Raw genomic sequence first — 24,425 nt, forward strand, 5'->3', positions numbered from 1 at the left:
CCATCCTAGCGACGCGCGGACGCCGGCGAAACGTCGTCCTGGTGCCGCGAGTGGATCGCGCCGCTCGCTGCGCGCCTTGTCAGCGCGCTGCGCCCGGATTCCGCCCGCGTCTGGGGGCACCAGAACGACATCAGCTGGTGGGACGGAGCGGCGGATCGCGCACCCGGTCGCGGGAGGGGGCGTCGTACGTTCGCCCGGCGGCTCAGCAGCGCCGCTGCCGGGTCGATGGCAACCGCCCGACTTCCTACCTACGGTTACGTAACTGTATGGTGGAGCCGTGACCGAACGCCAAGGACCCGACGCGTCCGAAACGGTGGTGACCCCCGGCGGCACCCGCATCGTCCGTAGCGAGGAGTTCATCCAGCTCCTCACGCCCGAGGGCGAGCGGGTCGAGGCCGAGGGCTTCACCTACGACCACGACGACGCGACCATCGCCGCGAACCTGCGCCACATGGTGCTGGGACGCCGCTTCGACACCGAGGCCACCGCGCTGCAGCGCAAGGGCCAGCTCGGCCTCTGGCCGCCGGCGCTGGGGCAGGAGGCCGCACAGGTCGGCTCCGGCGCCGCCGTCGCGGACCTCGACATGATCTTCCCCAGCTACCGCGAGCACTCGGTCGCGCTGATGCGGGGGATCGACCCGCTCGACATGCTCAAGACCTTCCGCGGCACGGCGATGGTCGACTGGGACTCGGTCGCGCACCGCTTCCACCTGTACTCCTTCGTGATCGGGACCCAGGCGCTGCACGCGACCGGCTACGCCATGGGCATGCAGCGCGACGGCGTCGTCGGGAACCCCGACCCCGCCGACAACGGCGCGGTGCTGGTGTACTTCGGTGACGGCGCCACCAGCCAGGGCGACGTCAGCGAGGCGCTGGTGTTCGCGGCGTCCTACGACGCCCCGGTCGTGTTCTTCGTCCAGAACAACCAGTGGGCGATCTCGGAGCCGATCGAGCGGCAGAGCCGCATCCCGCTGTACCGCCGCGCCACCGGCTTCGGCATCCCCAGCGTCCGCGTCGACGGCAACGACGTCCTGGCCGTGCAGGCCGTCACGGAGTGGGCGATGGACCGCGCCCGCCGCGGCGAGGGGCCGACCTTCATCGAGGCGTTCACCTACCGGATGGGCGCCCACACCACCTCCGACGACCCGACGAAGTACCGCGAGCGGGCCGAGGAGGAGGAGTGGCGCGGCAAGGACCCGATCGCCCGCGTCCGCAGCTACCTTCTCGCCCGCGGCGCCATCGACCAGGCGTGGCTCGACGCGCTGGAGGCCGAGTCCGAGGAGCTGGGCGTCCGCGTCCGGGAGGGCTGCCTGGAACTGCCCGAGCCCGTCCTGGAGGACTACTGGGAGCTGGCCTACGCCACCCTGCCGCCCGGCCTGGCCGAGCAGCGGGACGCCTACCTGGCCTACGAGGCCGGCTTCGAGGGGGAGGACGCCCGATGAGCGAGACCATGACCATGGCCAAGGCGCTGAACGCCGGCCTGCGCCGCGCGCTGGAGGCCGACCCCAAGGTGGTGCTCGCCGGCGAGGACATCGGCCAGCTGGGCGGCGTGTTCCGCATCACCGAGCACCTGCAGCGCGACTTCGGCCCCGAGCGCGTCATCGACTCGCCGCTGGCCGAGTCCGGGATCGTCGGGACCGCCCTGGGCATGGCCCTGCGCGGCTACCGCCCCGTCGTGGAGATCCAGTTCGACGGGTTCGTCTACCCGGCGTTCGACCAGATCGTCTCCCAGGTCTCCCGGATGCGCTTCCGCTCGATGGGACGCCTCGGGGTGCCGATGGTCGTCCGGATCCCCTACGGCGGCGCGATCGGCGCCATCGAGCACCACTCCGAGTCGCCGGAGGCCTACTTCGCGCACACGCCGGGGCTCGTGGTCGCGACGCCGTCCACGCCGCTGGACGCCTACTGGATGATCCAGCAGGCGGTCGCCTCCGACGACCCGGTGGTCTTCCTCGAACCCAAGCGCCGCTACCACGAGAAGGGCGAGGTCGACCTGACCGAGCCGCCGCTGGCGTTCGACGCCGCCCGCGTCGTGTTGGAGGGGACCGACGCCACCCTCATCAGTTACGGTCCGATGGTGAAGACGTGCGTGGAGGCCGCGCTGGCCGCCTCGACGGAGGGGCGCTCGCTGGAGGTCATCGACCTGCGCAGCGTCTCGCCGCTGGACGACGCGACCATCCGCGCCTCGGTCGAGAAGACCGGACGCGCCATCGTGGTGCACGAGGCCATCCGCTCCGGCGGCATCGGCGGCGAGATCGCGGCCCGGCTGCAGGAGTGGTGCTTCTACTCCCTGGAGGCCCCCGTGCTCCGTGTCACCGGCTACGACCTGCCCTACCCGCCCAGCCGCGTCGAGAAGAACTACCTGCCCGACCTCGACCGCATCCTGGACGCCGTCGACCGGTCGATGGCCGACTGACCCCAGAACGGAGAACTCCATGTTCGAGATGACGCTGCCCGACCCGGGCGAGGGCCTCCTGGAGGCCGAGATCACCCAGTGGCTCGTCGCGCCCGGCGACGAGGTGAAGGTCAACGACGTCGTGGTCGAGATCGAGACGGCCAAGTCGCTGGTCGAGTTGCCCGCGCCCGTCGCGGGCGTCGTGGCCGCCCTGCACGCCGAGGTCGGATCCCTGGTGCCCGTCGGTTCGCTCATCATGACGATCCGCGAGCCGGGCGACGCGCCGGCGTCGGCCCCCGGCACGGACGCCCCGGCGCCCGCCGGCGCCGACCAGCCCGCTTCCGACACCTCCGCTCCGGCTCCCGGCACCCCCGACGTCGGCACCTCCGACGAGCGGCCGGCCGCCGAGGCCGTCGTGGAGGGGCGCGTCGAGGGCGGCCCCGAGCCCGTCGCCGAGGCCAAGCCCGAGGCGTCCGGGTCGGTGCTGGTGGGCTACGGCACGTCGGCGTCCCGGGTGGCGCGCCGCCCCCGCAAGGGCGTCGCGGTGCCGCAGGGACCCGAGACCGACCAGGTCAACGACTCCTACGGGCTGGACGAATCGCCCGCCCACAAGGTGGATCAGGTGTACCCGACCTCGGCCGTCGACGACGAGCCGATCGAGCCGCCGCTGCCGCGCCCCGAGGACGGCAAGCGTCCGGGCCAGGCCGTCGACCCCGTCGGACGCCCCCTGGCCAAGCCCGCCGTCCGCCGACTGGCGCGCGACCTGGGCATCGACCTGGGCGTCATCGCCGGCACCGGACCCAACGGCACCATCACCCCGCCGACGTCGCGCAGGCGGCCGCCGGGGAGGCGTCCGGACGCCGCGGCGACACCCGGATCCCGCTGCGCGGCGTCCGGCGGCAGATGGTGCAGGCGATGCAGGCCTCGCTGCAGGTGCCGCAGGCGTCGGTCTGGATGGACGTCGACGTCACCGAGACCGTCGCGCTGCTCGACCAGCTCCGCGCCCGCCGCGAGTTCAACGGGCTGCGGATCTCCCCGATCGTCGTGCTCGCCAAGGCCGTCTGCCTGGCGATGGCCAAGCACCCGGAGGTGAACTCGACGCTCGACCTGGACCGCCAGGAGATCGTCGTGCACCCCGACGTGAACCTCGGCATCGCCGCCGCGACCCGCCGCGGGCTGGTGGTGCCGAACATCAAGGCCGCCAACGACATGAACATCCTGCAGCTGGCCGAGGCGCTGAACGAGCTCGTCGACAAGGTGCGCGAGGGCCGAATCACGCCGGCGGACGCCGCCCGCGGCACGTTCACCATCACGAACGTGGGCGTGTTCGGCGTCGAGGGTGGCACGCCGATCCTCAACCCGAACGAGTCCGCGATCCTGCTGCTCGGCACCTTCAACCGGCGGCCCTGGGTCGTCGGGGAGGGCGCCGACGAGCGGATCGAGATCCGTTCGGTAGCCAAGCTGACGCTCACGATCGACCACCGCGTCCTGGACGGCGAGCAGGCCTCCCGCTTCCTCGCCGACGTGGCGACGATCCTCACCGACCCCGGGCTGGCCCTGCTGTTCTGACCGCTCGGCGGTCCGCCCCCGGGGCGGCGCCGGGGTCGGTCGGGCGGGCGCGCCACAATGGGCGGCATGTTGACCACCTCGACGGCCCTCACGCGCCTGGACCACATCCGGGCCAACCTGGACGCCGTGCGCGCCCGGGTCGGCGACCGGCGGGTGCTCGCCGCGGTCAAGGCCGACGCCTACGGGCACGGCGCGGTGGAGGTCGCCCGGATGCTCGAGGCGACCGGCGCCGCCGACTGGCTCGGCGTGGCGACGGTGCCCGAGGCTCTCGAACTGCGCGCGGCCGGCGTCCGGCTGCCGATCCTCAAGCTCAGCCACGCGCTGGGGGAGGACCAGGTCGAGGCCGCGGTCGCCGCCGACGTCGACCTGGCCGTCGTGGACGCCGCGGGCATCGACCTCGTGGCGGCGGTGGCCTCCCGGCTCGGCCGGCGCGCGGCGGTCCACCTCAAGGTCGACACCGGGATGCACCGCATCGGCTGCCCGCCGCAGGACGCCCCGCTCTGGCGGTCCGCGCCGACGACGCGGGGCTGCTGCTGCGGGGCGTGTTCTCGCACCTGCCCGTCTCCGACACCGAGGACGGCCGCGCGTTCACGGCGTCCCAGATCGACCTGTTCCGGGGCGTCACGGCGGCGGTGGAGGCCGCCCGCGGGCCGGTCGAGCTGCGCCACCTCGCCAACTCTGGCGCCGTCCTGATGCATCCCGACGCCTGGTTCGACATGGTGCGGCCCGGGATCATCGCCTACGGGAGCCTTCCCGACCCGGAATCGACGCCGGCCATCCCGCTGCTGCCGGGCCTCGCATGGAGCACCCGGGTCACGTTCGTGAAGCCGCTCGCCGCCGGCGAGACCGTCTCCTACGGCCGCACCTGGACCGCGCCGGCGGACACCCGGATCGCGACCATTCCGGTGGGGTACGGCGACGGGTACTCCCGCCTGCTGTCCAACCGCGGCCGCGTCCTGATCCGCGGCGCCGCCCACCCGATCGTGGGGCGGGTCTGCATGGACCAGCTCATGGTCGAGGTCGGACCCGGCTCCGACGTCGCCGCCGGCGACGAGGTCGTGCTGGTCGGACGCCAGGGCGACGAGGAGATCACGGTGGCCGAGCTCGCCGCCGGCATGGGCACCATCCCCTACGAGGTGACCTGCCTCATCAACGCCCGCGTCGGACGCCGCTTCCGGGCCTGAGCTGCCTGCGGCGGATCACTCCTGGCCGGTGTAGAACGCGTAGGTCTCGTTCGCGCGGGTCGTCGCGGTGACGGGATCGGTGCCGGCGGCCACGTCGGCGTCCGCCCAGGCGTCGGCCGAGCGGCGGCTGAACCGGCGGCCCTCCTCGCCGAGCTGCCAGGCGTCGAAGTCGCCGATGCCGGCGTCCTGGACGCCGAGGTCGAGGGCGAGCCCCAGCAGCGCGCCGTCCCAGCCCGCGCCGGTGGCGCCCGGACCGAACTGCTCCCACATGCCGGCCGGCAGGTCGTCGGCGCGCGCGATGTGCTCGAGTTCGAACGAGGTGCGCCCCTCGCCGGCCTCGGCGAGCGTGACGGTCACCCACGAGTCCGGGGCACCCTCGAACGCCCAGGTCACCGTGTAGTGCGCGTGGCCGCCCTCGGGCGGTCGGCACTCCAGGATGCGGCCGCCGGCGTGCCCTTCGAGCTGGAAGCGGCCCCCGACCCGGAAGTCGCCGTGCACCTGCAGGAACCAGCGTCCGATGTGCTCGGGGTCGGTCACGGCGCGCCACACGCGCTCCAGGGAGACGTCGAACCGCTGGGTCAGGGTCTGCATCCAGGCGGGGGCGCCGTCGTGCTCCGCGGGGTGCAGCGTGCGGGTCACCGCGTCGATCTGCCGGTCGACGTCCACCATGGGGTCCTCCTGGGTTGTCGGATCTCCACCGTACCCCCGCGGTCCCCGACCGGATCAGCCCGCGGTCAGCCGGCGGCGGGTGATGAAGACCTCGCGGGCGTAGCCGCCGATCGCGATCGTCGAATAGCCGTCCATGGTCGCCCCGACCCCACCGCCGAGCAGCGGGATGCGGCGGGCGAACAGCAGGCTGGCGCGGCGGCCGCCGATGCGGCCCACCAGTTCGCCCAGGACGCGCTCGCTGACCTGCCGGTCGAGGGTGACGTCGAAGACCGGCGCGGTGGCGATCGCCAGCGGGGACGTGGGCAGGATGCCGTCGTCGATCAGCTTCCGGACGCCGTCGCGGCCCATGAGGCACAGGATCATGGCGGTGCGCACCGAGCGGGAGTCGATGTCGTAGCCGCGCAGGTGCGCGATCGCGGCGATCAGGCGGATCTGCACCACGGCCAGCCCGGCGATGTTCGCCGGCAGGGTCACCGCCAGGGTGGGCAGGCCGCCCAGGCTCGTCACGAACCCCTGCGCGCCCGCCAAGCCGACGTGGGTGAACACCAGCGACTCGATGGCGTCCTCGACGCCCTCCTTCTTGACCAGGTGCTTCGCCGCGGCCGTCTTGGCACCCGGGACCATGCTGGTGCCGTTGATCGCGGCCTCCAGCAGGCCCCGCAGCGCGTTGCCGCCCACCTCGGGGGCGCGCGCGATCGGGTTCCGGCTCACCTCGCGCGATTCGCCCGTCATGTGTGTCTCCTCACCGCGGTGCCGCTGCCGGGCACTCATGGCCAAGGCTAAGCGGACGACACCCCGCGGCCAACCCGCGATCCCCCGGACGCGGCCCTGAGTCGCCGCGGGGGTGCCCCGGCGGGCGTGCCAGACTGCACGCATGGCGTTGTCGGGGGTCTTCGGGCCGGCGGAGCAGTGGCCGGAGCAGGATCTCATCGCGCTCTCGGTCGAGTTCGACGCCGACCTGGCCGCCGAGGCGTACCGCGCCGGCGTCTTCCCGATGCCGCTGCACGAGGCCGGCTGGCCCCCCGACACCATGGGCTGGTGGTCGCCGATGCACCGCGGCATCCTCCCCCTGGACGACCTGCGCGTCACGCGCTCGCTGCGCAAGTCGGCCCGCCACTACCGCGTCACGGTGGACGCCGCCTTCGACGCCGTGATCGCCCGGTGCGCCGACCCGGCGCGTCCGTCCGGCTGGATCGACCAGGCGGTGATCGGCGTCTACACCGAGCTCAACCGGCTCGGCGTCGCCCACTCGGTCGAGGCGTGGACGCCCGCCGGCGAGCTCGCGGGCGGCCTCTACGGCGTCAGCCTGGGCGGCCTGTTCGCCGGGGAGTCGATGTTCCACGACCCGGCGATCGGGCGGGACGCGTCCAAGGTCGCGCTGCTGGGCCTGGCCGCCGTCCTGGACGACGGCGTCGAGGGGCGGCTGCTCGACGTGCAGTGGGTGACCGACCACCTCGCGACGCTGGGCGCGGTCGCGGTGGACCGCGTCGACTACCTGCGGCTGGCCGAGGAGGCGCTGGCGCTGCCGGCGCCCCGTGGCCGCAGCCGGGGACCGCGGTCGACGTCACCGGGGACGCTCGCCCAGCTTGACCGCCGAGCCGCCCCAGAACTGGTTGCCGCGCAGCACCAGCGTCCCGTTGGAGCCGTCGCCCTGGGCGCCCCGCTCGATGTCGTTGCCCGACAGGATGCCCCGGGTCTCGTCCAGCACGCGGACGCCCTCGGGCACGTGGATCGTGTGGCCGCCCATGAAGGCGTGCAGTTCGAGCACGACGATCACGCCCGGGCCCATCACGTCGCGCAGGTCCATGATGTCGCCGCCCCACCACGCGAAGTTGCGCACCAGCGTCTGACCGGGCGAAAGGTCGTAGCTGCGGCTCGACATGATCGAGAAGGACATGCCGGCGCGGGAGTCGACCACCGCGTCGCTGCGCACCGCCGGGGAGCGCTGCGGCTTCCAGGTGCGGCGCGTCGCGAGCGCGATGCGGGCGGGGTAGTCGCGCGCCTCCGGCAGGTCGGCCATGAGCGGGGGGAGTTCGTCGCGGTAGCGGGCCGCCAGCGTCCGGTCCTGCCGGACGGACAGCTCGTCGGGGGTGATCCGGCCGCGCACGAACGCCTGCTGCAGGATGTCGAGGGCGGCCTCGCGTTCGATGTGCCCGGCGCGCACGCGACGTGCGCTCTGCTCAGACATGGGGTGGAGTCTACGGGGCGCCGCGAGGCGCCCCGGACGACCTCAGCGGGACTTCTTGTCCAGCCGGATGGTGCTGCCGCCGAGGAAGGACGTGCCGGTCAGCACGAGGACGCCGTTGGAGCCGTCGCCGCGGGCCGCCTTCGTCACGTCGTTGCCGCCCAGGATGGCCTCGCTGTTGTCGACCACCTTCACCCCCGAGGGGATGTAGACGGTGTTGCCGCCGAGGATGGCGTCCACGTGCATGGTGACGGTGACGCCCGGGCCGAACGCCCGCGCCGCGCGGATGGTGTCGCCGCCCATGATGGCGATGGTGCGGATCGAGGTCTGGCCCGGCTCCAGGTCGTAGTTCTTGCCCGCCAGGATCGCGTACCGGCTCCCGACCTCCGCGTCCACATCCTCGGCGTGGTGCGCGTGCGCGACGACGCTGCTCAGGCGGGCCGGCAGCGTGCGCGCCTCGGGCAGGTCGGCGACGATGGGGTAGAGCTCGTCGGTGAACTGGCTGGTGAGCGCGCGGTCCTGCCGCTCGGTCACCTCCGACGGTGTGAGCCGACCGTTGGCGAAGGCGTCCTGGATGACGGTCAGGGTCGCGTCGCGGTCCGCATCACCGGCGCGGAGGCGCGGCTGTTCGGGAACGGACGGAGTGCGTGGCGGCATACGACAAGCCTAACCACAGCACCCCGGTTAGTCTGGCTGTGCCCGGGTCGGACCGGGGGCTTCACGGAGGAAGGTGGCGGACATGCCTGAGATGCCGGAGGTCGAGGGGCTGCGTGCCCACCTGGAGCAGAACCTCGTCGGCCGCACCGTCACCTCCGCCCAGCTGGCGGCGTTCAGCGCGCTGAAGACCTTCGAGGTGCCGCTCACGGCGCTGCAGGGGCTCGACGTGACCGCGGTGGAGCGGCACGGCAAGTTCCTCGCGGTGGGCGTCGACGGCCTCTGGCTCGCCTTCCACCTCGCCCGCGCCGGCTGGCTGACCTGGCACGACCCCGTCCCGGCGACCCCGGTGCGCCCGAGCAAGGGCCCGCTCGCGCTCCGCCTCGCGTTCGAGGGCGTGCCCGACAGCCCGGACGCCGACAACACCGGCGAGGGCCCGGTCGGGTTCTCGCTCACCGAGGCCGGGACGCAGAAGCACCTGGCCGTCTACGTCGTGCCCGACCTGGCGCTGGTGCCCGGGATCGCGCGGCTCGGCCCCGATCCGCTGGCCGATGGGTTCGACCTCGAGGCGTTCCGCGGCGTCCTGGCCGAGCACGGCCGCACGCAGCTCAAGGGCCTGCTGAAGGACCAGTCGGTGTTCGCGGGGATCGGCAACGCGTACTCCGACGAGATCCTGCAGGCGGCGCGGCTCAGCCCGTTCAAGCTCGCGGGTTCCCTCACCCCCGACGAGTCGGCGGCGCTGTTCGAGGCCGTCCGGGACGACCTGACCGCCGCGATCGGACGGGCCGTGGGCGCCAAGCCCGCCCAACTCAAGGACGGCAAGCGCACCCACCTGCGCGTCCACGGCAAGGGCGGCGAACCCTGCCCCACCTGCGGCACCACGATCGCCGAGGTGAGCTTCGCCGACTCCTTCCTCAACTACTGCCCCGGCTGCCAGACCGGGGGCAAGCTCCTGGCCGACCGCCGGATGTCCAAGCTCCTGAAGTAGGACCCCATGGCGACCCGCCCGACCGGACGCGGCGGCCGCCCGGCGGCGGCGCCCAGTAGCCTTGGCTCACCCCTGTCGGAATCCTGGAGGCACGAGTGAGCGCGATCGTCGAGCGGTGGCACCGCTTCGGTGATCAGCCGTGGACCCGGGACGGACGCCGCGGGCTCGCGCTCATCGTCGCGTCCTGCCTGGTCACGATCCTGATCGCGTTCCTGGGGCCCTCGACGGTGGCCCTCAACGTCGGCCCCGCCGGACGCAGCCTGCTGCCCCCGTGGTTCGTCCCGGTCGAATGGGGCAAGGCCATCGGCCTGCCGCTGTCGGAGTGGGTCGTGGTGCCGGTGCTGTGGGTCGGCATCACCCTCGGCGCCATCGGGCTCGTCCTGGCCTACCGCGCCGTGCTGGCGGGCTGGCGCCCGCGGATCGCCCGGCTGGTGGGGCTGGGCGTGGGGCTCAACCTGGCCACCGCCTTCACCCTGCCGCTGACCAGCGCCGACGTGCTGATGTACGCGGCCTACGGCCGGATCCAGCGCCAGGGTCTCGACCCGTACAGCATCACGCCCGCCGAGATCTTCCGGCAGTCCTACGACCCCGTCCTGGTGTGGACCGAGCGCCCCTGGCAGGACACCCCGAGCGTGTACGGGCCGATCGCGTCGGCGTCCCAGTGGCTGGCCAACGTGCTGGGCGGGGAGTCGATGCACGACGTCGTGTTCTGGCTGCAGATGCTCGCCGTCATCCCGTTCATCGTGATCGGGCTGGTCGTGGTCAAGCTCGCGGCCGGCGACCCGGCCCTGCAGACCCGCGCCGTGCTGTTCACCCTGCTCAACCCGCTCCTGATCTGGTCGGTGGTGGCGGGCGCCCACAACGAGGGCCTGACCCTGGTCTTCGCGATCATCGGACTGCTCTTCATGCGCCGCAGCGCGTTCGTGACGGGCATCTTCATCGGGCTCGCCGGTGCCGTGAAGGTGTCCCTGGTGTTCTACGGCCTGGCGATGGTGTGGGGGTACCGGCACGACTGGCGCAAGGTCGTCGCGCTCGGTGTGGGGGCGCTCATCCCGATCGGGCTGCTGTACGGCCTGTTCGCGCCGCAGGCGCTGTTCGCGGCGTCCCGCAACACCGGCTACATCTCGGGCGGCTCCTGGGCGCCGTGGCTGAGCTCGGCGCTGGGCTGGGTGATGCCCGACGGCATCGCCCGCTCCATCACGGGCTGGGTCGGCTGGATCGGGCTGTTCGTCATCGGCTGGATGCTGTCGCGCGTCCTGCCGTGGAAGGCGCTCCCCGGCGCCACCGTCCCGGCGGAGCGCGACCCGCTCACCATCACGGTGCGCACCGCCGTCGTGCTGTGCACCGCGTGGCTGGTCACCTCCCCGTACACCCTGAGCTGGTACGACCTCATCGTCTGGGTGCCGCTCGCCCTCCTGCCGCACACCCGCCTGGACGGCCTCATGGTGCTGCGCGGCGCCGCGCTGTCGGTGGCCTACGTCACCGGCCGGACCGTCGGGTTCAGCGCGGCCATGACCGACTCGGTCGCGTTCGTCGTCCGGGACGTGATCTGCTCCGGCATCCAGTGGCTGGTGCTCATCCTGATCGTCCGCTGGTTCTGGACCACCGCCCGCAGTTGGCCCACCCGCGCCTTCGTGACGGCCGGGTTCCGGGACCTGCTCGTCGCCACCCCCCTGGACGCCGCGGGCCGCCCGGCGCCCGTGGTGCGGCACTGGCGGCGTCCGACGGCCAAGCCGTAGGGCGGCGCGCCGGGCCCCCGCCCTAGACTGCCGAGGTGCTCGGATACTTCGGCCCGAGGGGACCTTCACCCACCAGGCGTTGCGCACCGTCACCGACGCGGACGCGCGGCCGTTCGCGAGCGTGCAGGCCGTGCTCAACGCGGTCCGCTCCGGCGAGATCGAAGCCGGCCTGGTGCCCATCGAGAACTCCGTGGAGGGCGGCGTCACCGCCACCCTGGACAACCTGGCGTCCGGCGAGCCGCTGGTCATCACCTCCGAGGTGCTGCTGCCCGTCGCGTTCGTGCTGGCGGTGCGCCCGGGCACGGCGATCAGCGACGTCCGCCGCGTCATCACGCACCCGCACGCGCACGCGCAGACCCGCGACTGGGTGATCGCCAACCTGCCGCAGGCCGTCGTCACCGAGGGCGGCTCGACCGCCGGGGCCGCCGAGGAGGTGGCCCGGGAGGACTCGCGCTTCGACGCGGCCATCTGCGCGCGCGTCGCCGCCGACCTGTACGGCCTGGACTGCCTGGCCACCGACATCGCCGACAACCCCGACGCCGTGACCCGGTTCGTGATGGTGCGGCGTCCCGGCGCGCTGCCCGAGCCGACCGGCGCCGACAAGACCACCCTGGTGGCGTACATGTTCGCCGACCACTCCGGCGCGCTGCTCGACATCCTGCAGCAGTTCGCGATGCGCGGGGTGAACCTGACCCGCATCGAGTCGCGCCCGACCAAGAAGGCGTTCGGGGACTACTGCTTCTCCATCGACGCGGAGGGCCACATCGGGGAGCCGCGGCTGCGCGGCACGCTCAAGGGCCTGCACCGGGTGTGCCGCACCGTGACGTTCCTGGGCTCCTACCCGCGCGCCGACAAGGTCGAACCCAAGATCGCCCGCGGGTTCACCGACGCGGACTACGCCGCGGCCGAGCGCTGGATCGACGACCTGATGGGACGCGAACCGCGCGCCTGATCCCGACCCCGGCGTCCGGGCGTCAGCCGTCGTCGTAGGTGCCCCGCGACGACGAGGCGACCTCCCGGACGCGGGGGAGTTCGGCGAGGTCGCGCACCAGTTGGGTGAGCGAACCGCCGACGGTGTGCAGCTCGATCCGGACGCGCTGCATCCGCGGCCCGCCGGTGTCGTCGCGGACCTGGAGGACGTCGAGGTGGTCCACCGAGGCGCCGCAGTCGCCGATGGTGGACATGATGGTCCGCAGGACGCCGTGGCCGTCCTCGTAGGTGATGTTGACCACCTCGTGGGTCGAGTGGGCGTGCGGCAGCACCCTGCGCAGCGGCCGCAGCCCGAGCACCACCAGGAAGTACAGCAGGGTGGCGAAGCCCGCCAGGTCGAGGACGCCGGCGCCGGCCGCCATCCCGATCGCCGCCACCAGCCACACGCTGGCCGCCGTGGTGAGGCCCTGCACCGACTCGCGGCGCACGAAGATCAGGCCGGCCCCGAGGAAGCCGATGCCGGTGACCACCTGGGCGGCGACGCGCGAGCCGTCCACGTTGGTCACGGTCAGCCCGGGGAGGAGCCACTCGCCCTGCCGCGACACGACGGTGAACAGGGTCGCGCCCAGCCCTACCAGCGCGCACGTGCGGATCCCCGCCGCCTTGGCGTGGAACTCCCGCTCCAGGCCGATCAGCATCGACAGCACCATGCCGACCGTGAGCTCGATCATCGACTCCCAGTGCACCCTCGCCCCCTTGACCGGGCCACCGTCTCGCCAAACGCGTCCCGGCGCAAGTACCCCGCCGGTGGGGTGCGGTCAACGGCGCCCCGGCACCATGACCTCCAGCACGCGGGCGAGGCTGCGGGCCTCCAGCCGGGTGCACGTGCCCATCGCGTCCCCGTCGATCTGGTACGGGACCGGGGCGCGGGTCTCGAACACCACCACCTTCGCCTGCGCACGCTCCACCCCGGGGGCGTCGGCCGCCCGCGCCAGGATGCGGGTGGTGATGGCGCCCCAGTCGGTAGGCCGCTCCGGGGAGGCGACGACCACGTCGAGGCGTCCGTCGTCGGGGGCGGCGTCCGGGGCGATCTGGATCTGGCCCTGGATCGCGCCCACGTTGGCGACCATCGCGAGCCCCACCCGCCGCTCCACGGGCTCGTCGTCGCCGACCTCGATGCGGGCCTCGAACGGCGGCCGGTTGACGGCCTGCAGGGCGGCCATCACGTAGGCGGCCGAGCCGACGATCTTCTTCAGGTCGTCGTTGGTCTCGGCCATGATGAGCGCGTCCGCCCCCATCCCGGCCATCACCAGGGAGTAGTCCGGCTCCCGGTCGTCGGCCCGCACCTCGACCAGGTCGATCGCGCGGACGCGGCCGTCGAAGGCCACGTCGAGGGCCTCGGCCATGTCGAGGGGGACGCCGAGGTTGCGGGCGAGCAGGTTGCCGGTGCCCGCGGGCAGGATCCCCACGGGGATGCCGGAGCCGGCGAGTTCGGCGCAGGCCGTCCGCACGGTGCCGTCCCCGCCCGCGACGAGCGCCAGGTCGACGTCCGCGCGGCGCGCCCGGCGGGTGGCGGCGGCGCCCGAGTCCTGCGCGTCGGTCTCCAGCCACAGCGGCGGTAGCCAGCCGCGCTGCTCGCACTCGCCCTGCACCTGGTGCCGGAAGGTGCCCAGATCGGGGATCTTGGTGGGGTTGTAGACCACGCCCACCCGGCGCTCCACGTCGCCGTTCCAGGCCGGGGTGAGCCGGTTGACGTGGACGCGGAAGGCGGCCAGCGCCAGGGACGCGACGGCGATCCCGAGGAAACCGCCGCCGATCAGGTCGGTGACGAAGTGGGCGCGGAGCAGGAAGCGGTTGGCGAAGACCGCCCACCACACGACCGCCAGCAGGAGCAGGGTCAGCCGCGTGACGAGCAGCCGCCGTCGGGTCACGACCTGCGCGGCGCCGATCATCACCGCGGCCACCGTCGCGGCGGTCATGTGCGCGCTGGGATAGGACAACCCCTCGGCGCTGATGAGCGGGACGACGAACGCGGGCCGCGGCCGTCCGAACCACGCCTTCAACAGGTACACCGCGCCCACCGCGACCGGGATGCTGGCCGCCATGGCCCAGCACAGCCGGTTCAGGCGGCGCCGGAAGGCCCAGAGCGCGAAGCCCGCGACGACGCCGTAGACGATCACCGGGCTGGACGCCAGCGCGAACGCCGCGAGTATCTGCCCGGCGGGGGAGGACGCCTCGACGCCGGGGCCGTCCGAGAGCGCGTCCAGGCCCGCCAGCGTGGGCGTGCGGAGCGTGAGCCAGGACCACAGGACGAACAGGACGGTGGCGATCCCCGCCGCGGCCGGGGCCACGCCCACGTTCCTCCTCATGCGGGCGATTCTCGCACGCGGGTCCCGGGGTTCCGGCCCGCGTCCCGTCGGGGGGCGCCACCCGGCGAGGATAGGATCGAGCCGTGATCGACCCGAAGATTCTGCGCACCGACCCCGACGCCGTCCGCCGCAGCCAGGCGGCCCGCGGCGAGTCCGTGGACCTGGTGGACCAGCTCGTCGTCGCCGACGAGCACCGCCGCTCGCTGATGTCGTCCGCCGAGACGGCCCGCGCGGAGCAGAAGTCGCTCAGTTCCCGCATCCCGAAGGCGTCCGCCGAGGAGCGCGCCGACCTGCTGACCCGGACCAAGGAGCTCTCGGCGCAGGTCAAGGTCGCCACCGCCGAGGCGGAGGCCGCGAACGTGGTCTTCGACGACCTGCTGCGCCAGGTGGGCAACCTCGTCATCGAGGGCGTCCCCGAGGGCGGCGAGGATGACTTCATCGTCCTGGAAGAGATCGGCACGCCGCGCGACTTCGCCGCGGAGGGTTTCGAGCCCCGCGACCACCTGGAGCTCGGCGAGATCCTGGGCGCCATCGACATGGAGCGCGGCGCGAAGGTCTCCGGCGCCCGGTTCTACTACCTGACCGGCCAGGGCGCCCTGCTGGAGATGGCGCTGATGCAGCTCGCGATGGCCAAGGCGCAGGAGTGGGGCTTCACGCCGATCCTGCCGCCGGCCCTGGTGAAGCCGCGCGCCATGGAGGGCACCGGCTTCCTGGGCCAGGCGGCCGAGAACGTGTACCGGATCGAGGCCGACGACCTGTACCTGGTCGGGACGGCCGAGGTGCCGCTGGCCGCCTACCACTCCGAGGAGATCCTCCCGGCCGCCACCCTGCCGCGGATGTACGCCGGCTACTCGCCGAGCTACCGCCGCGAGGCGGGCAGCTACGGCAAGGACACCCGCGGCATCTTCCGCGTGCACTGGTTCGACAAGGTCGAGATGTTCGTCTACTGCGCCCCCGAGGACGCCGAGGAGATGCACGCGAGGCTGCTCGGCTTCGAGAAGGAGTTCCTGTCCACGCTGGAGCTGCCGTTCCGCGTCATCGACGTGGCCGCGGGCGACCTGGGGCTCTCGGCGGCCCGCAAGTACGACTGCGAGGGCTGGGTCCCCACCCAGGGCAAGTACCGCGAGATCACGTCGACGTCGAACTGCACCGAGTTCCAGGCCCGCCGCCTCGACATCCGGCTGCGCGACGAGGACGGCGTCCGCCCGCTCGCCACCCTCAACGGGACGCTGTGCGCGATGACCCGCATGATCGTGCTGCTGCTGGAGAACCACCAGCAGGCCGACGGCTCCGTGACGATCCCCGCGGCGCTGCGCCCCTACCTGGGCGGGCGCGAGGCGCTCACGCCGGTCGCCTCCTGACCCCGTGGCGGCGCTCACGCCGGGGGACGCCCGCGGCCTGATCCCCGCGGCGTTCGCGGCGCGCATGGCGTCCGGGATGCCGGCGGCGGCCGCGTGGGTCGAGGCGTTGCCCGGACTCGTCGCCGACGTCCTGCGCCGCTGGCACCTGGAGCCGGACGGCGACCCGCTGACCGGCTACACCGCCCTCGTGCTCCCCGTGCGGGACGCCGACGGCGTCCTCCGGGCGGTCAAGTTCTCGTTCGTCGAGGACGACAACGTCGGCGAGATCCCGACCATGAAGCTGTGGGGCGGCCGCGGGGCCGCCGAGCTGGTGCGCGCGGACCCGCGCCGCGGCGTCCTGCTCCTGGAGTGGCTGGGCGAGCCGCTCGAGGAGTGGTGGGACGCCGACGAGGCGACCCGCGCCGTCGCCGCGCTGTACCGGGACCTGCATCGGCCCGCGGCGCCGCAACTGCCGGACGGGCACGCGCTGGTCCGCGGTTGGCTGCGCGACCTCGAACGGCTGGGGCGCCGCGCCCCGGCCCCGCCCCGATTCGTCGAGTGGGCGCTGCGGGCCGGCCGGGAGCTCACGGCCGCGCCCGGGTCGCACGTCATCCACGGCGACCTGCACTACCTCAACGTGCTGCGCCGCGGCGACGGCTGGGCGGCGATCGACCCGAAGGGCTACAACGCCGACCCGTGCCTGGAGGTGGTGCCGCTGCTGTGGAACCGTTGGGAGGACCTGGAGGCGTCCGGGGACGTCGGCGAGGCGATCCGCGACCGGTTCTACGCCGTCGTCGACACCGCCGGCTTGGACGAGCGCCGGGCCCGCGACTGGGTCGTCGTGCGGTGCATGATCAACGTCGCCTGGCAGGCGGAGCCGGGCGCCCCGGCCGGCGCGGGGCTCGACTCGGCGCAGGAGTGGCTGACCCGCAACATCACCCTCGCGAGCGCCATGCAGGCCATCGAGGTGGCCGACCCCCTCTGACCCCGCGCCGGGCGCCGGATCGTGCTGGTCTCCCAGAGCGTCGCCCTGTGCCGAGGGCTGGGTCAGAGGGACGTCGCGGGACGCCCCTCCGGCGCCGCACCGCCCGCCGCGACCTGCGCGGACGCGTCGGCGTGCGCCCGGCGGAACGCCTCACCCACCCACGCCCCGCCCGGGTAGACGTTGGCTTCGCCGACGGCGTCCACCAGCCCGGCCGCGCGGAGCCCGGCCAACACGTCGGGGTCCACGGCCGCGAGTTTGAGCGTGGAGCCGTGCGCGGCCAGCCGCTCGGCGTACCGGCGCAGCACGTCGGCGGCGGCCAGGTCGACGTGGGTGGTGCCGCGCAGCCGCAGGATCACGACCGACCCGACCGATCCCGGCTCGATCCGGGGCAGCAGCGACTCGAACCGCGGGGCGCTGGCGAAGAACAGCGAGCCGTGCGGCTGCAGCGCGACCACGCTGCGCGGCGGGACCACCGCGGGCGGGTCGTCCTCGCGGAGCCCGCGCTCGGCGTCCAGGTGCAGGGCGCGCAGCGTCACGCGGGTGGAGTGCTCGGCGACGTAGAGGATCAGACCCAGTCCGATGCCGGCGAGCACCGCGAACTGCAGCGGCACGAGCAGCATGAGCGCGAACGTGGCCGTCAGCACGACCGCCTGGTAGGGGCCGGCGCGCGCCACGGCGTCCGGACGCGCCCGGATCACCGCCCGGACGCCGACCACCGCCAGCAGGCCGCCGAGCGCGGGCAGCGCGGCGAACCCGACGATCCCCGACCCGAGCGCGATGGTGAGCGCCATCGTGGCGGCGGCCACGAACTGGGCCAGCCGCGTCCGGGCGCCGGCCTGCAGCAGCAGGGAGGACGCCGTCAGGGAGCCCCCCGCCGGCAGCCCCCCGAAGACGGCCGACAGCAGGTTGCCCACGCCCTGGCCGACGATGTCACGGGTGGGGCTCGCGCGGCGCCCTTCGGGCGGGGGCAGCCCCGCCGCGACGCCGGCGCCCTGCATGACGCAGACCAGCGCCAGCGACAGGGCCGGGACGACGAGGTCGGGCGCGTCCGCCCAGGCGGGGAGGACCGGGAGCGGGAGCCCGCGGGGCAGGGCGACGAGGTCCCGCATCAGCGGCACCGACGCGCCGGCCCAGGCGTTGAGGGCGACGGCTACCGCGGAGCCGGCCGAGACGGCGAGGACGAGGCCCACGCCCGCGGCCCGCGTCCGCAGGGTCACGACGATCAGGGCGATCGTGACCCCGGCCACCGCCAGGGACGCGGGGCGCCACGCCGCGACGTGGGCCAGCGTGTCGGCGAAGCGGGTGAGCCGGTCGGCGGCGGGGGAGGCGTAGCCGGTCAGGTGGCCGACCTGGCCCAGCACGATCTTGACGCCCACCCCGGCCAGGAAGCCGGCCATCACCGCCGTCGGGGCGAACCGCACCAGGCGCCCGACGCGCAGGGCCGCCGCCAGCAGCAGGAACCCGCCCGTGAGCAGCCCGAGCATCGCCAGGGACGCCGCCGGATCGGGCCGGGCGGCGACGTCGGTGTCGGCCACCACCAGCGACATCGCGCTGGTGGCCTGCACCGCCAGCAGCGGCGTCCCGGTGAGCAGCGCGCCGCCGAGCAGGCCGAAGAGGTACGCGTAGAGGCCGGCGAGCGGGTTCACCCCGGCGAGGACGCCGGCGGCGAGGCCGTCCGGGACGCTGTGGACCCCCAGCACCGCCCCGGCGACCACGTCGTGGCCGAGGGTCTCGCGGGGGAGGGCGCGGCGCCGGCCGCGGTCGTCGGTGATGGCCACGTCAGCGCGGCGGCAGGGTGCCCGGCCGGAGGCCGGGACGCGGTCCGGGGAGCCGGCCGGGGCGTCCCGGGTCGGGCGGCGGCAGCGGGACAGGACGCGGGAGCGGCACCGGGTCGGGAGGCCGCAGCGGGACAGGTCGTGGGAGGGGCGCCGGGTCGGGAGGCGGCAGCGGGACACGATGCGGGAGGGGCGCCGGGTCGGCCGGGTGTCCCGGCCTTGGACCCGGGATCGGGCTCGGCATCGGGACCGGCGGCGTCGTCGCCGGGGCGCCCCGCGGGACGCGGCGTCCGTGCATGGCGTCCTCCCGGCCGATCCGTGCGCCGGGACCTCCGCCGGTGGCGGGTCGGCGACGCTCCCTCGACCCTACGCCCGCACGCTTCCGTCGGCAGCCGAATCGCGACGTCACCCCTGGTCAGAACAAGGTTGTGCGCCGCCTGGGGCCGAGCGTGCCCGGCTGATCCGTGCCCGGGCGGCGGCGCATAACCCGACCGGCCACTCCGGGACGCCTGCGTCCTGGCGGTCGGAGTCGCGGGCCGTCTCGCTGGATCGCTCCCGGGTCGACCGGCGGGCGGGCCCCGACGGTGAGCGCCGGGCCGATCGGAGGTGGACGAGCCCGAGGGAGCGAAAGCGACGTCAGGGCCGGCCGATCGGGGGGGGGACGAGCCCGAGGCGCGCATGCGGGACGGTCGGTGCCGGGCAGATCGGGGATGGACGCGCCGAAGGGGGCGAGCCGACGCCGTTATCGTCGGGGCATGAGCTACGACCACTGGCTGTTCCCCGCCCCCTGGTGTGACGACCCCCGCGCCCTGGAGGCCGCACTCGAGACCGACCTTCCGGCCACACCGACGGCCGCCGCGCTGGCCGCGGAGCTGAACGCCGCCGCGGCGGCGTCCGACGAACGGCTGTTCACCGTCTCCCCGCTGGAGGCCTCCGGCGACCTGCTGGTGGTGCCGTCGCCGTTCGGCAGCGTGCAGGAGGTCCGCGACGTCCTCATCCCGCTGGCGTTCGCGGCGGGCTACGCCGTCCACGACCCGCAGCTCGCCGTTGATCTCGACCCGCGCACCGCGACGCCGGGCGAGCTGACCACCGACGAGCAGGGGTCGTTCCCGGTCATCACGCCGGCGCTGATCGACCACCTCGTGGCGAACATGACCATCGACGACTTCGTGATCGTCGCGACCGACGATCAGGTCTACATGCAGAGCGCCTGCCGCGAGTTCGACGCCTACCAGCTCGAGTACCGCGACGGCTCGGCGGACCGACACTTCGGCACCGAGGTCGCCACCGCCGACGAGGTCGCCGCCGCCATGCGGGGCTGGCTCGCCGGCGACGACTCCAGCTATCGCGACCTCGACTGGGAGCAGGTCACCTTCTAGCGCGTCGGGCGGGTGCTCTCGCGGACGAACAGCTGCCAGGTGAAGTCATGCATCGTCCCGGGCGTGCCCGCACCCGTCGCCGCCCGCACCAGCAGTTTCGCCTGGGCCTCGAAGAAGTCCCGGGGCCCGGCGGTGGTGAGGGACGGCGAACTGCTCGCGCCCGCGGGGGTGTTGCCCAGTCCGGCGACGTAGACGTCCTGGGGGACACGGAGCCCGAGGGACTGCGCCGCCTGGATGGCGGCGAGCGCCGCGTAGTCGGTGTTGCACACGATGGCGCGCGGACGATCGGGCCGGGTGAGGCAGCGCTGGGCGGTCCGGAACGCGTCGGTCCTGCTGCCGTCGTAGTCGAGCAGCCGACGAGCGCTGACCCGTCCGGCGTCAACGGCGTCGAGGTAGGCCCGCCTGCGGTCGCCCTGACGCGTGGCCTCCCCGCGCCCCAGGTAGGCGACGTCGCCGGTCAGCGTCGTGACGTGCTCCATGACCAGCGCCGCCCCGGGACCGGCCAACGACCGGACGACGTCGAACCCGCGAGGCTCCAGGGTGTCGCTCATGGCCACGATCCGCTGACCCGCGCGGGCCATCTCGGTCAGGCGCGGGGCATCGTCGTCCTCGGGGTTGTCGATGTAGAGGAGGTCCGGCTGGACGCGGCGGGCCGTCTCGTACCAATCGCCGTCGGCCTGGATGAGCGCGGTCAGGCCGTTGGCGGACGCGACCCTGCTGATGCTCTCCTGAACGGCGAGGGCCCACGGGTCGCCGATGACCTGGAGGCTCAGCAGCAGGAGCCCGTTGGAGCCCGTGCGCATCGCCTGCGCGGCCGAGTTCGCCCGGTACCCCAGTGTCTCGGCCGCCCGCCGCACGCGCGCGGCGGTCGCCTCGGAGATCGGCACGTTCGCCCCGCGCAGCACGTAGGAGACGGTGGCGGTCGAGACGCCGGCCCGCTCCGCGACCATGCGGATGGTCGCGCGCTGAGGCGGCTTCTGCGTCGCGGGATCGGTCACGCCGATCATTCTCCCGTGATCGCCCCCAGAACGTTGACGTCGCCGAGAAGTGTCGTCTCGGCGTTGGCCAGCGGGACCGGTATCGGGCCCTCGCCGTGCGGGTCCCGCAGCCGCACTCCCAGTCGGAGGCCGGCGAGATCCGGGAGGGCGGCGGTGTCGAACTCCGCGCTCAGGAGCACCGGTGCCGGGGCGGAGGGGGCGTCTTCGGCCCGGCCACCGGGGCCCCACGTGCGGGGGTCGGTGTCCACCCGCTGCTCGGCCACGGCCGCGCCGTCGGCGTCCAGCAGCACGAACGACACCACCCATGGCCGCAACGGGGCGCTGAACCCGACGTTGCGCAGTTCGAGGCGCACCGTCAGGGAGCCGCCGGCCACCGCGGCGCTCCACCACCGACCCTCGAGGCGATAGCCGAGGTGATCCCGCAGGTACTCGAACCACGTCCGGACGCCGGGCAGGTCGTCGCCGTCGCGGAACCAGTCGGACGCCACCCCGAGCCCGGCGGCACCGAGTTCGGCCGATGTGACGGGGGTGCGCCGCCAGGCGGCCAGGGTGACGTGGGCGTTGTGCACGATCCCGAGCGTGTCGGTGCGCAACGTCTGGAGGCGACGTGCGGCCGCCAGGGGATCCACCGGCGCGTCCCACGGGTAGTCGTCGACGCCCTGTTCACCGTCCCAGGGCAGTTCGACGTCCATCGGCATCGTGCCGGACGCCGCGACGTAGTCGGGCCAGCCCTCCTCCTCGGGCCGGAACAGATCCATGCCGTCGTCGGACAGCGTGAAGTAGTCGTTGTGGAAGCCGATCCGAGCCCGGACCGAGGCGTCGGTGACCAGGCGGGACTTCGCGTGGTACCGCAGCTGCGTGTGAAGATCGTCCGGCAGTTCCGCCAGCAGCGCCGTGAGCACCGCGGTGGCCACCTCGGGGTCGGTGGACAACGGGTGGATGCTCGCACCCCATTCGCCCCACAGGCCGAGGAACCCCGCCTGCCACACGGTGACGATGTCGGCGAACTCCGAGACGATCGGCCCGAGTTGGTGGATGTGGGTCAGTACGTCCTCGAGCGTGTACGGCCGCCGCGGCAGGAAGCTGTGGTCGTAGGCGAAGCGCAGCACCACGCTGAACCCGCCGGCGCGGAGTTGTGCCAGGCCGGTGCGGACCTGCTCCAGCGCCTCCCCGGGGAGCGGCCCGCCCACGTAGCGGCCGAGGTAGAAGTACTGCTGGACCACGTCCGCGTCGGCGCCGTAGCGACCGCGGAGGAACTGCACAGCCCCGCCGACGTCGCGCGGGTGGTCCCGCTCGAGCGGCCACACCCCGCACAGCTCCGGCAGCCGGACGTTGAGCTCGTACCGCAGGCCCCGGTGCGGTGTGCGCAGGCGGGGCTGGTCGCGGCGGTGGCCACTCAACGGGCGCGGTGCGGCGGGGACCGCCGCGGTCATGTCATCACCCCTTGCTTCCGCTGAAGGCGATCCCTGCGATGAACTGCTTCTGCAGGAACAGGAACACCACGATCATGGGGATCGTCGCCATGAGCGAACCAGCCATGAGCGTCGGGTAGTCGGTGAAGTTCAGGCCGAGCATCTGGCTCAACCCGACCGACAACGGCATCCGCTCCTGGGTGCTGGTGACGATCAGGGGCCACAGCATCGCGTTCCAGGCGCCCAGCACCGAGAACACCGTGAGGGCGATCACGCCCGACTTCGCCAGCGGCAGCATCACCTTGAAGAAGATCTGGAACTGGTTGGCGCCGTCCAGGCGGGCCGCCTCCTCCAGCTCGGCGGGCAGGCTCATGAAGAACTGACGCATCAGGAAGGTGCCGAAGGCCGAGAAGAGGCCGGGGAGGATGATGCCCGGGACGCTGTCCAGCCAGCCGATCGCCTGGATGATCTCGTACTGGGGAAGCAGGAAGAGCTGCCCCGGCACCATCAGCACCGACAGCACCAGGATGAACAGCGCCCCCCGCCCGACGAAATGCATGCGGGCGAACGCGTAGCCGGCCATGGTGCACAGCACCACGTGGCCCGCCGTGGTGACGACCGTGATGACCAGGCTGTTGATCGCCATGTCCAGGAACGGCATCGACGTGAGGACCTTGCCGAAGTTGGTGAAGACCCAGGGGTCGGGGACCCACTGGGGCGGAACGGCGGTCGCGCCGGCGAAGTTCTTCAGCGACGAGAGCACCTGCCAGATGAACGGGAAGGTCATGGCGATGGCGCCGATGATGAGCACGACGTGCACCACGATCGGCTGGCGGCGCGGGCGGCGTCCGGTGGGGGATTCGGCGGCGGCCGCGACGGTGCGTGTCTCACTCATAGTGCACCCACTTCTTCTGCAACGAGAACTGAATGATGGTGAGGGCGAGGATGATCACCAGCAGCACGAAGGCGATCGCCGCGGCGGCACCCTGGTTGTGCTTGAGGAACCCCGTCTCGTAGAAGAGGAAGACGATCGTCTTCGCATGGGGGAGGGCGGCGCTGTCCGGTCCGATCATCACGTACACCAGGTCGAACACCTGCAGGGCCCCGATGACGGACAGCACGGTGATGAAGAACACGCTGGGGGAGATCATGGGGACCGTGACCGACAGGAATCGGCGGACGGGCCCGGCGCCGTCCATCTCCGCGGCCTCGTACAGCGAGGGAGGGACGCCCTGCAGTGCGGCCATGAAGATGACGATGTTCGACCCCAGGCTGCTCCAGATGCCGACGATCGCGACCGACAACAGGACGGTGCCGGGGTTGTTGAGCCACGAGGTGCCCTGGACGCCGACCATGCCCAGCAGTTGGTTCAGGATCCCGTAGTCGCCGTTGTAGATCATCTTCCACACGAGCGCGATGGCCGCCGGCATCGTGACCACCGGCAGGAAGTAGAGCACGCGGTAGACGCTGCGTCCCTTGAGGCCGGGCGTGTTCAGCAGCGCGGCGATCACGAGGGCCAGGGGGATCCCGACGAGCGAGAAGACGGTGTAGATCGCCGTGTTGAGCAGCGCCTGGGGCAGTTCGGGGTCGGAGAACAACTCGCCGTAGTTCGCCAGCCCGACCCAGGTGGAACCGCCGAAGGCGCCCGTCTCGGTGAACGAGAGGTAAAGGGTCCGGAAGATCGGCCAGATGAAGAAGATCACCAGGCCCAGGATCAGGGGGCCGAGGAACAGCGTCGGCCACAGGAACGTCGAACTGCCCGGAGGGAGGGACACGTCCGCCCTGCCTCCCCCGCGCCGGTGGGAGCGACTCGGGGCGGGGGCGTCCGGTACGACCACGGGGGGTGCCGCGACTG

General features: G+C 73.1%; 21 protein-coding genes and 3 pseudogenes. 13 read left to right on the plus strand and 11 right to left on the minus strand.

All coding sequences use genetic code 11. The features are described 5' to 3' along the window. Window positions 1-277: 277 nt before the first annotated feature. The 6 genes and pseudogenes from pdhA (at window position 278) to alr (ending at window position 5,147) form a co-directional block, all read left to right on the plus strand. Entirely contained in the window at window positions 278-1,441 is a 1,164-nt protein-coding gene (pdhA, locus tag G7070_RS09230; protein ID WP_246226978.1) for a pyruvate dehydrogenase (acetyl-transferring) E1 component subunit alpha, read from the plus strand. Beyond that, window positions 1,438-2,415 carry an alpha-ketoacid dehydrogenase subunit beta gene (locus G7070_RS09235; protein ID WP_166233496.1) on the plus strand — a complete coding sequence of 326 codons (978 nt, stop codon included), beginning with the start codon at window positions 1,438-1,440 and terminating at the stop codon, window positions 2,413-2,415. Before pdhA ends, G7070_RS09235 begins: the two co-directional genes overlap by 4 nt. A 28-nt stretch (window positions 2,416-2,443) precedes the next feature. After that, window positions 2,444-3,169, plus strand: a pseudogene (locus G7070_RS19890) (biotin/lipoyl-containing protein); the annotation flags it as partial. 140 nt (window positions 3,170-3,309) lie between these two features. Further along, the gene (locus G7070_RS19895) at window positions 3,310-3,963 is read left to right on the plus strand and encodes a 2-oxo acid dehydrogenase subunit E2 (protein ID WP_431977891.1); all 654 of its coding nucleotides are present in this window, start codon (window positions 3,310-3,312) and stop codon (window positions 3,961-3,963) included. Window positions 3,964-4,029: 66 nt separating this feature from the next. Continuing rightward, a pseudogene (locus G7070_RS19235) lies at window positions 4,030-4,401 on the plus strand (alanine racemase); the annotation flags it as partial. A 104-nt stretch (window positions 4,402-4,505) separates the two neighbouring features. After that, window positions 4,506-5,147, plus strand: coding sequence for an alanine racemase (alr, locus tag G7070_RS19240; RefSeq protein WP_250645983.1), 642 nt, complete (start codon window positions 4,506-4,508; stop codon window positions 5,145-5,147). A gap of 15 nt (window positions 5,148-5,162) precedes the next feature. Here alr and G7070_RS09250 read toward each other — a convergent pair whose 3' ends face one another. After that, on the minus strand, window positions 5,163-5,816 hold the full coding sequence (locus G7070_RS09250) for an SRPBCC domain-containing protein (protein WP_166233497.1): 654 nt from the start codon (window positions 5,814-5,816) through the stop codon (window positions 5,163-5,165). Between the two features lie 54 nt (window positions 5,817-5,870). Next, window positions 5,871-6,548 carry an EcsC family protein gene (locus G7070_RS09255; RefSeq protein WP_166233498.1) on the minus strand — a complete coding sequence of 226 codons (678 nt, stop codon included), beginning with the start codon at window positions 6,546-6,548 and terminating at the stop codon, window positions 5,871-5,873. Window positions 6,549-6,690: 142 nt separating this feature from the next. Between G7070_RS09255 and aat the strand changes: the two are divergent. Then, window positions 6,691-7,401: pseudogene (aat, locus tag G7070_RS09260) on the plus strand (leucyl/phenylalanyl-tRNA--protein transferase); the annotation flags it as partial. On the opposite strand, the gene G7070_RS09265 reads toward aat, so the two are convergent. Together G7070_RS09265 and G7070_RS09270 are read right to left on the minus strand one after the other, a co-directional pair. Then, a complete protein-coding gene (locus tag G7070_RS09265; protein ID WP_166233499.1) occupies window positions 7,381-8,004 on the minus strand; it encodes a DUF1707 SHOCT-like domain-containing protein in 624 nt (207 codons plus the stop codon). The pseudogene aat and the gene G7070_RS09265 overlap by 21 nt on opposite strands. Before the next feature lie 42 nt (window positions 8,005-8,046). Continuing rightward, window positions 8,047-8,658, minus strand: a complete 612-nt coding sequence (locus G7070_RS09270) for a DUF1707 SHOCT-like domain-containing protein (RefSeq protein ID WP_166233500.1) — start codon at window positions 8,656-8,658, stop codon at window positions 8,047-8,049. A gap of 82 nt (window positions 8,659-8,740) precedes the next feature. Between G7070_RS09270 and G7070_RS09275 the strand changes: the two genes are divergently transcribed. The 3 genes from G7070_RS09275 to pheA all read left to right on the plus strand — a co-directional run bounded on the left by G7070_RS09275 (window position 8,741) and on the right by pheA (window position 12,334). Then, window positions 8,741-9,643 carry an Fpg/Nei family DNA glycosylase gene (locus tag G7070_RS09275; protein ID WP_166233501.1) on the plus strand — a complete coding sequence of 301 codons (903 nt, stop codon included), beginning with the start codon at window positions 8,741-8,743 and terminating at the stop codon, window positions 9,641-9,643. 95 nt (window positions 9,644-9,738) lie between these two features. Further along, window positions 9,739-11,382 carry a polyprenol phosphomannose-dependent alpha 1,6 mannosyltransferase MptB gene (gene mptB / locus G7070_RS09280; protein WP_166233502.1) on the plus strand — a complete coding sequence of 548 codons (1,644 nt, stop codon included), beginning with the start codon at window positions 9,739-9,741 and terminating at the stop codon, window positions 11,380-11,382. Window positions 11,383-11,461: 79 nt separating this feature from the next. Next, window positions 11,462-12,334, plus strand: a complete 873-nt coding sequence (pheA, locus tag G7070_RS09285) for a prephenate dehydratase (protein ID WP_246226980.1) — start codon at window positions 11,462-11,464, stop codon at window positions 12,332-12,334. A gap of 22 nt (window positions 12,335-12,356) precedes the next feature. Here the strand turns inward: pheA and G7070_RS09290 are convergent, their stop codons facing one another. Together G7070_RS09290 and G7070_RS09295 are read right to left on the minus strand one after the other, a co-directional pair. Continuing rightward, window positions 12,357-13,058, minus strand: a complete 702-nt coding sequence (locus G7070_RS09290) for an MgtC/SapB family protein (RefSeq protein ID WP_206079695.1) — start codon at window positions 13,056-13,058, stop codon at window positions 12,357-12,359. A 72-nt stretch (window positions 13,059-13,130) separates the two neighbouring features. Continuing rightward, window positions 13,131-14,681, minus strand: a complete 1,551-nt coding sequence (locus tag G7070_RS09295) for a bifunctional phosphatase PAP2/diacylglycerol kinase family protein (RefSeq protein WP_166233503.1) — start codon at window positions 14,679-14,681, stop codon at window positions 13,131-13,133. Window positions 14,682-14,764: 83 nt separating this feature from the next. On the opposite strand from G7070_RS09295, the gene serS reads away from it, so the two are divergent. Both serS and G7070_RS09305 read left to right on the plus strand, forming a co-directional pair. Then, the gene (serS, locus tag G7070_RS09300) at window positions 14,765-16,042 is read left to right on the plus strand and encodes a serine--tRNA ligase (protein ID WP_166233504.1); all 1,278 of its coding nucleotides are present in this window, start codon (window positions 14,765-14,767) and stop codon (window positions 16,040-16,042) included. Between the two features lie 4 nt (window positions 16,043-16,046). Then, window positions 16,047-17,006: an aminoglycoside phosphotransferase family protein gene (locus tag G7070_RS09305; protein WP_166233505.1), complete on the plus strand. Its 960-nt coding sequence runs from the start codon at window positions 16,047-16,049 to the stop codon at window positions 17,004-17,006. Between the two features lie 62 nt (window positions 17,007-17,068). Here the strand turns inward: G7070_RS09305 and G7070_RS09310 are convergent, their stop codons facing one another. Continuing rightward, complete coding sequence (locus G7070_RS09310) at window positions 17,069-18,784, minus strand: SulP family inorganic anion transporter (RefSeq protein ID WP_206079696.1); 1,716 nt, start codon at window positions 18,782-18,784, stop codon at window positions 17,069-17,071. 752 nt (window positions 18,785-19,536) lie between these two features. Between G7070_RS09310 and G7070_RS09315 the strand changes: the two genes are divergently transcribed. Continuing rightward, a complete protein-coding gene (locus tag G7070_RS09315) occupies window positions 19,537-20,160 on the plus strand; it encodes a hypothetical protein (RefSeq protein ID WP_166233506.1) in 624 nt (207 codons plus the stop codon). On the opposite strand, the gene G7070_RS09320 is transcribed toward G7070_RS09315, so the two are convergent. The 4 genes from G7070_RS09320 to G7070_RS09335 are packed head-to-tail and all read right to left on the minus strand — an operon-like array spanning window position 20,157 to window position 24,345. Beyond that, window positions 20,157-21,158 carry a LacI family DNA-binding transcriptional regulator gene (locus G7070_RS09320; RefSeq protein ID WP_206079697.1) on the minus strand — a complete coding sequence of 334 codons (1,002 nt, stop codon included), beginning with the start codon at window positions 21,156-21,158 and terminating at the stop codon, window positions 20,157-20,159. The two genes, G7070_RS09315 and G7070_RS09320, sit on opposite strands and share 4 nt — an antisense overlap. 5 nt (window positions 21,159-21,163) lie before the next feature. Next, window positions 21,164-22,591 (minus strand): DUF4874 domain-containing protein, encoded by a 1,428-nt coding sequence (locus tag G7070_RS09325; protein WP_166233508.1) that lies wholly within the window; start codon window positions 22,589-22,591, stop codon window positions 21,164-21,166. Between the two features lie 4 nt (window positions 22,592-22,595). Further along, window positions 22,596-23,465, minus strand: coding sequence for a carbohydrate ABC transporter permease (locus tag G7070_RS09330; RefSeq protein WP_166233509.1), 870 nt, complete (start codon window positions 23,463-23,465; stop codon window positions 22,596-22,598). Then, window positions 23,458-24,345, minus strand: a complete 888-nt coding sequence (locus G7070_RS09335) for a carbohydrate ABC transporter permease (protein ID WP_246226982.1) — start codon at window positions 24,343-24,345, stop codon at window positions 23,458-23,460. Before G7070_RS09335 ends, G7070_RS09330 begins: the two co-directional genes overlap by 8 nt. Window positions 24,346-24,425 lie beyond the last annotated feature (80 nt).

Origin of the sequence: Propioniciclava coleopterorum, assembly GCF_011393335.1 — a bacterium.
Lineage (GTDB): Bacteria > Actinomycetota > Actinomycetes > Propionibacteriales > Propionibacteriaceae > Propioniciclava > Propioniciclava coleopterorum.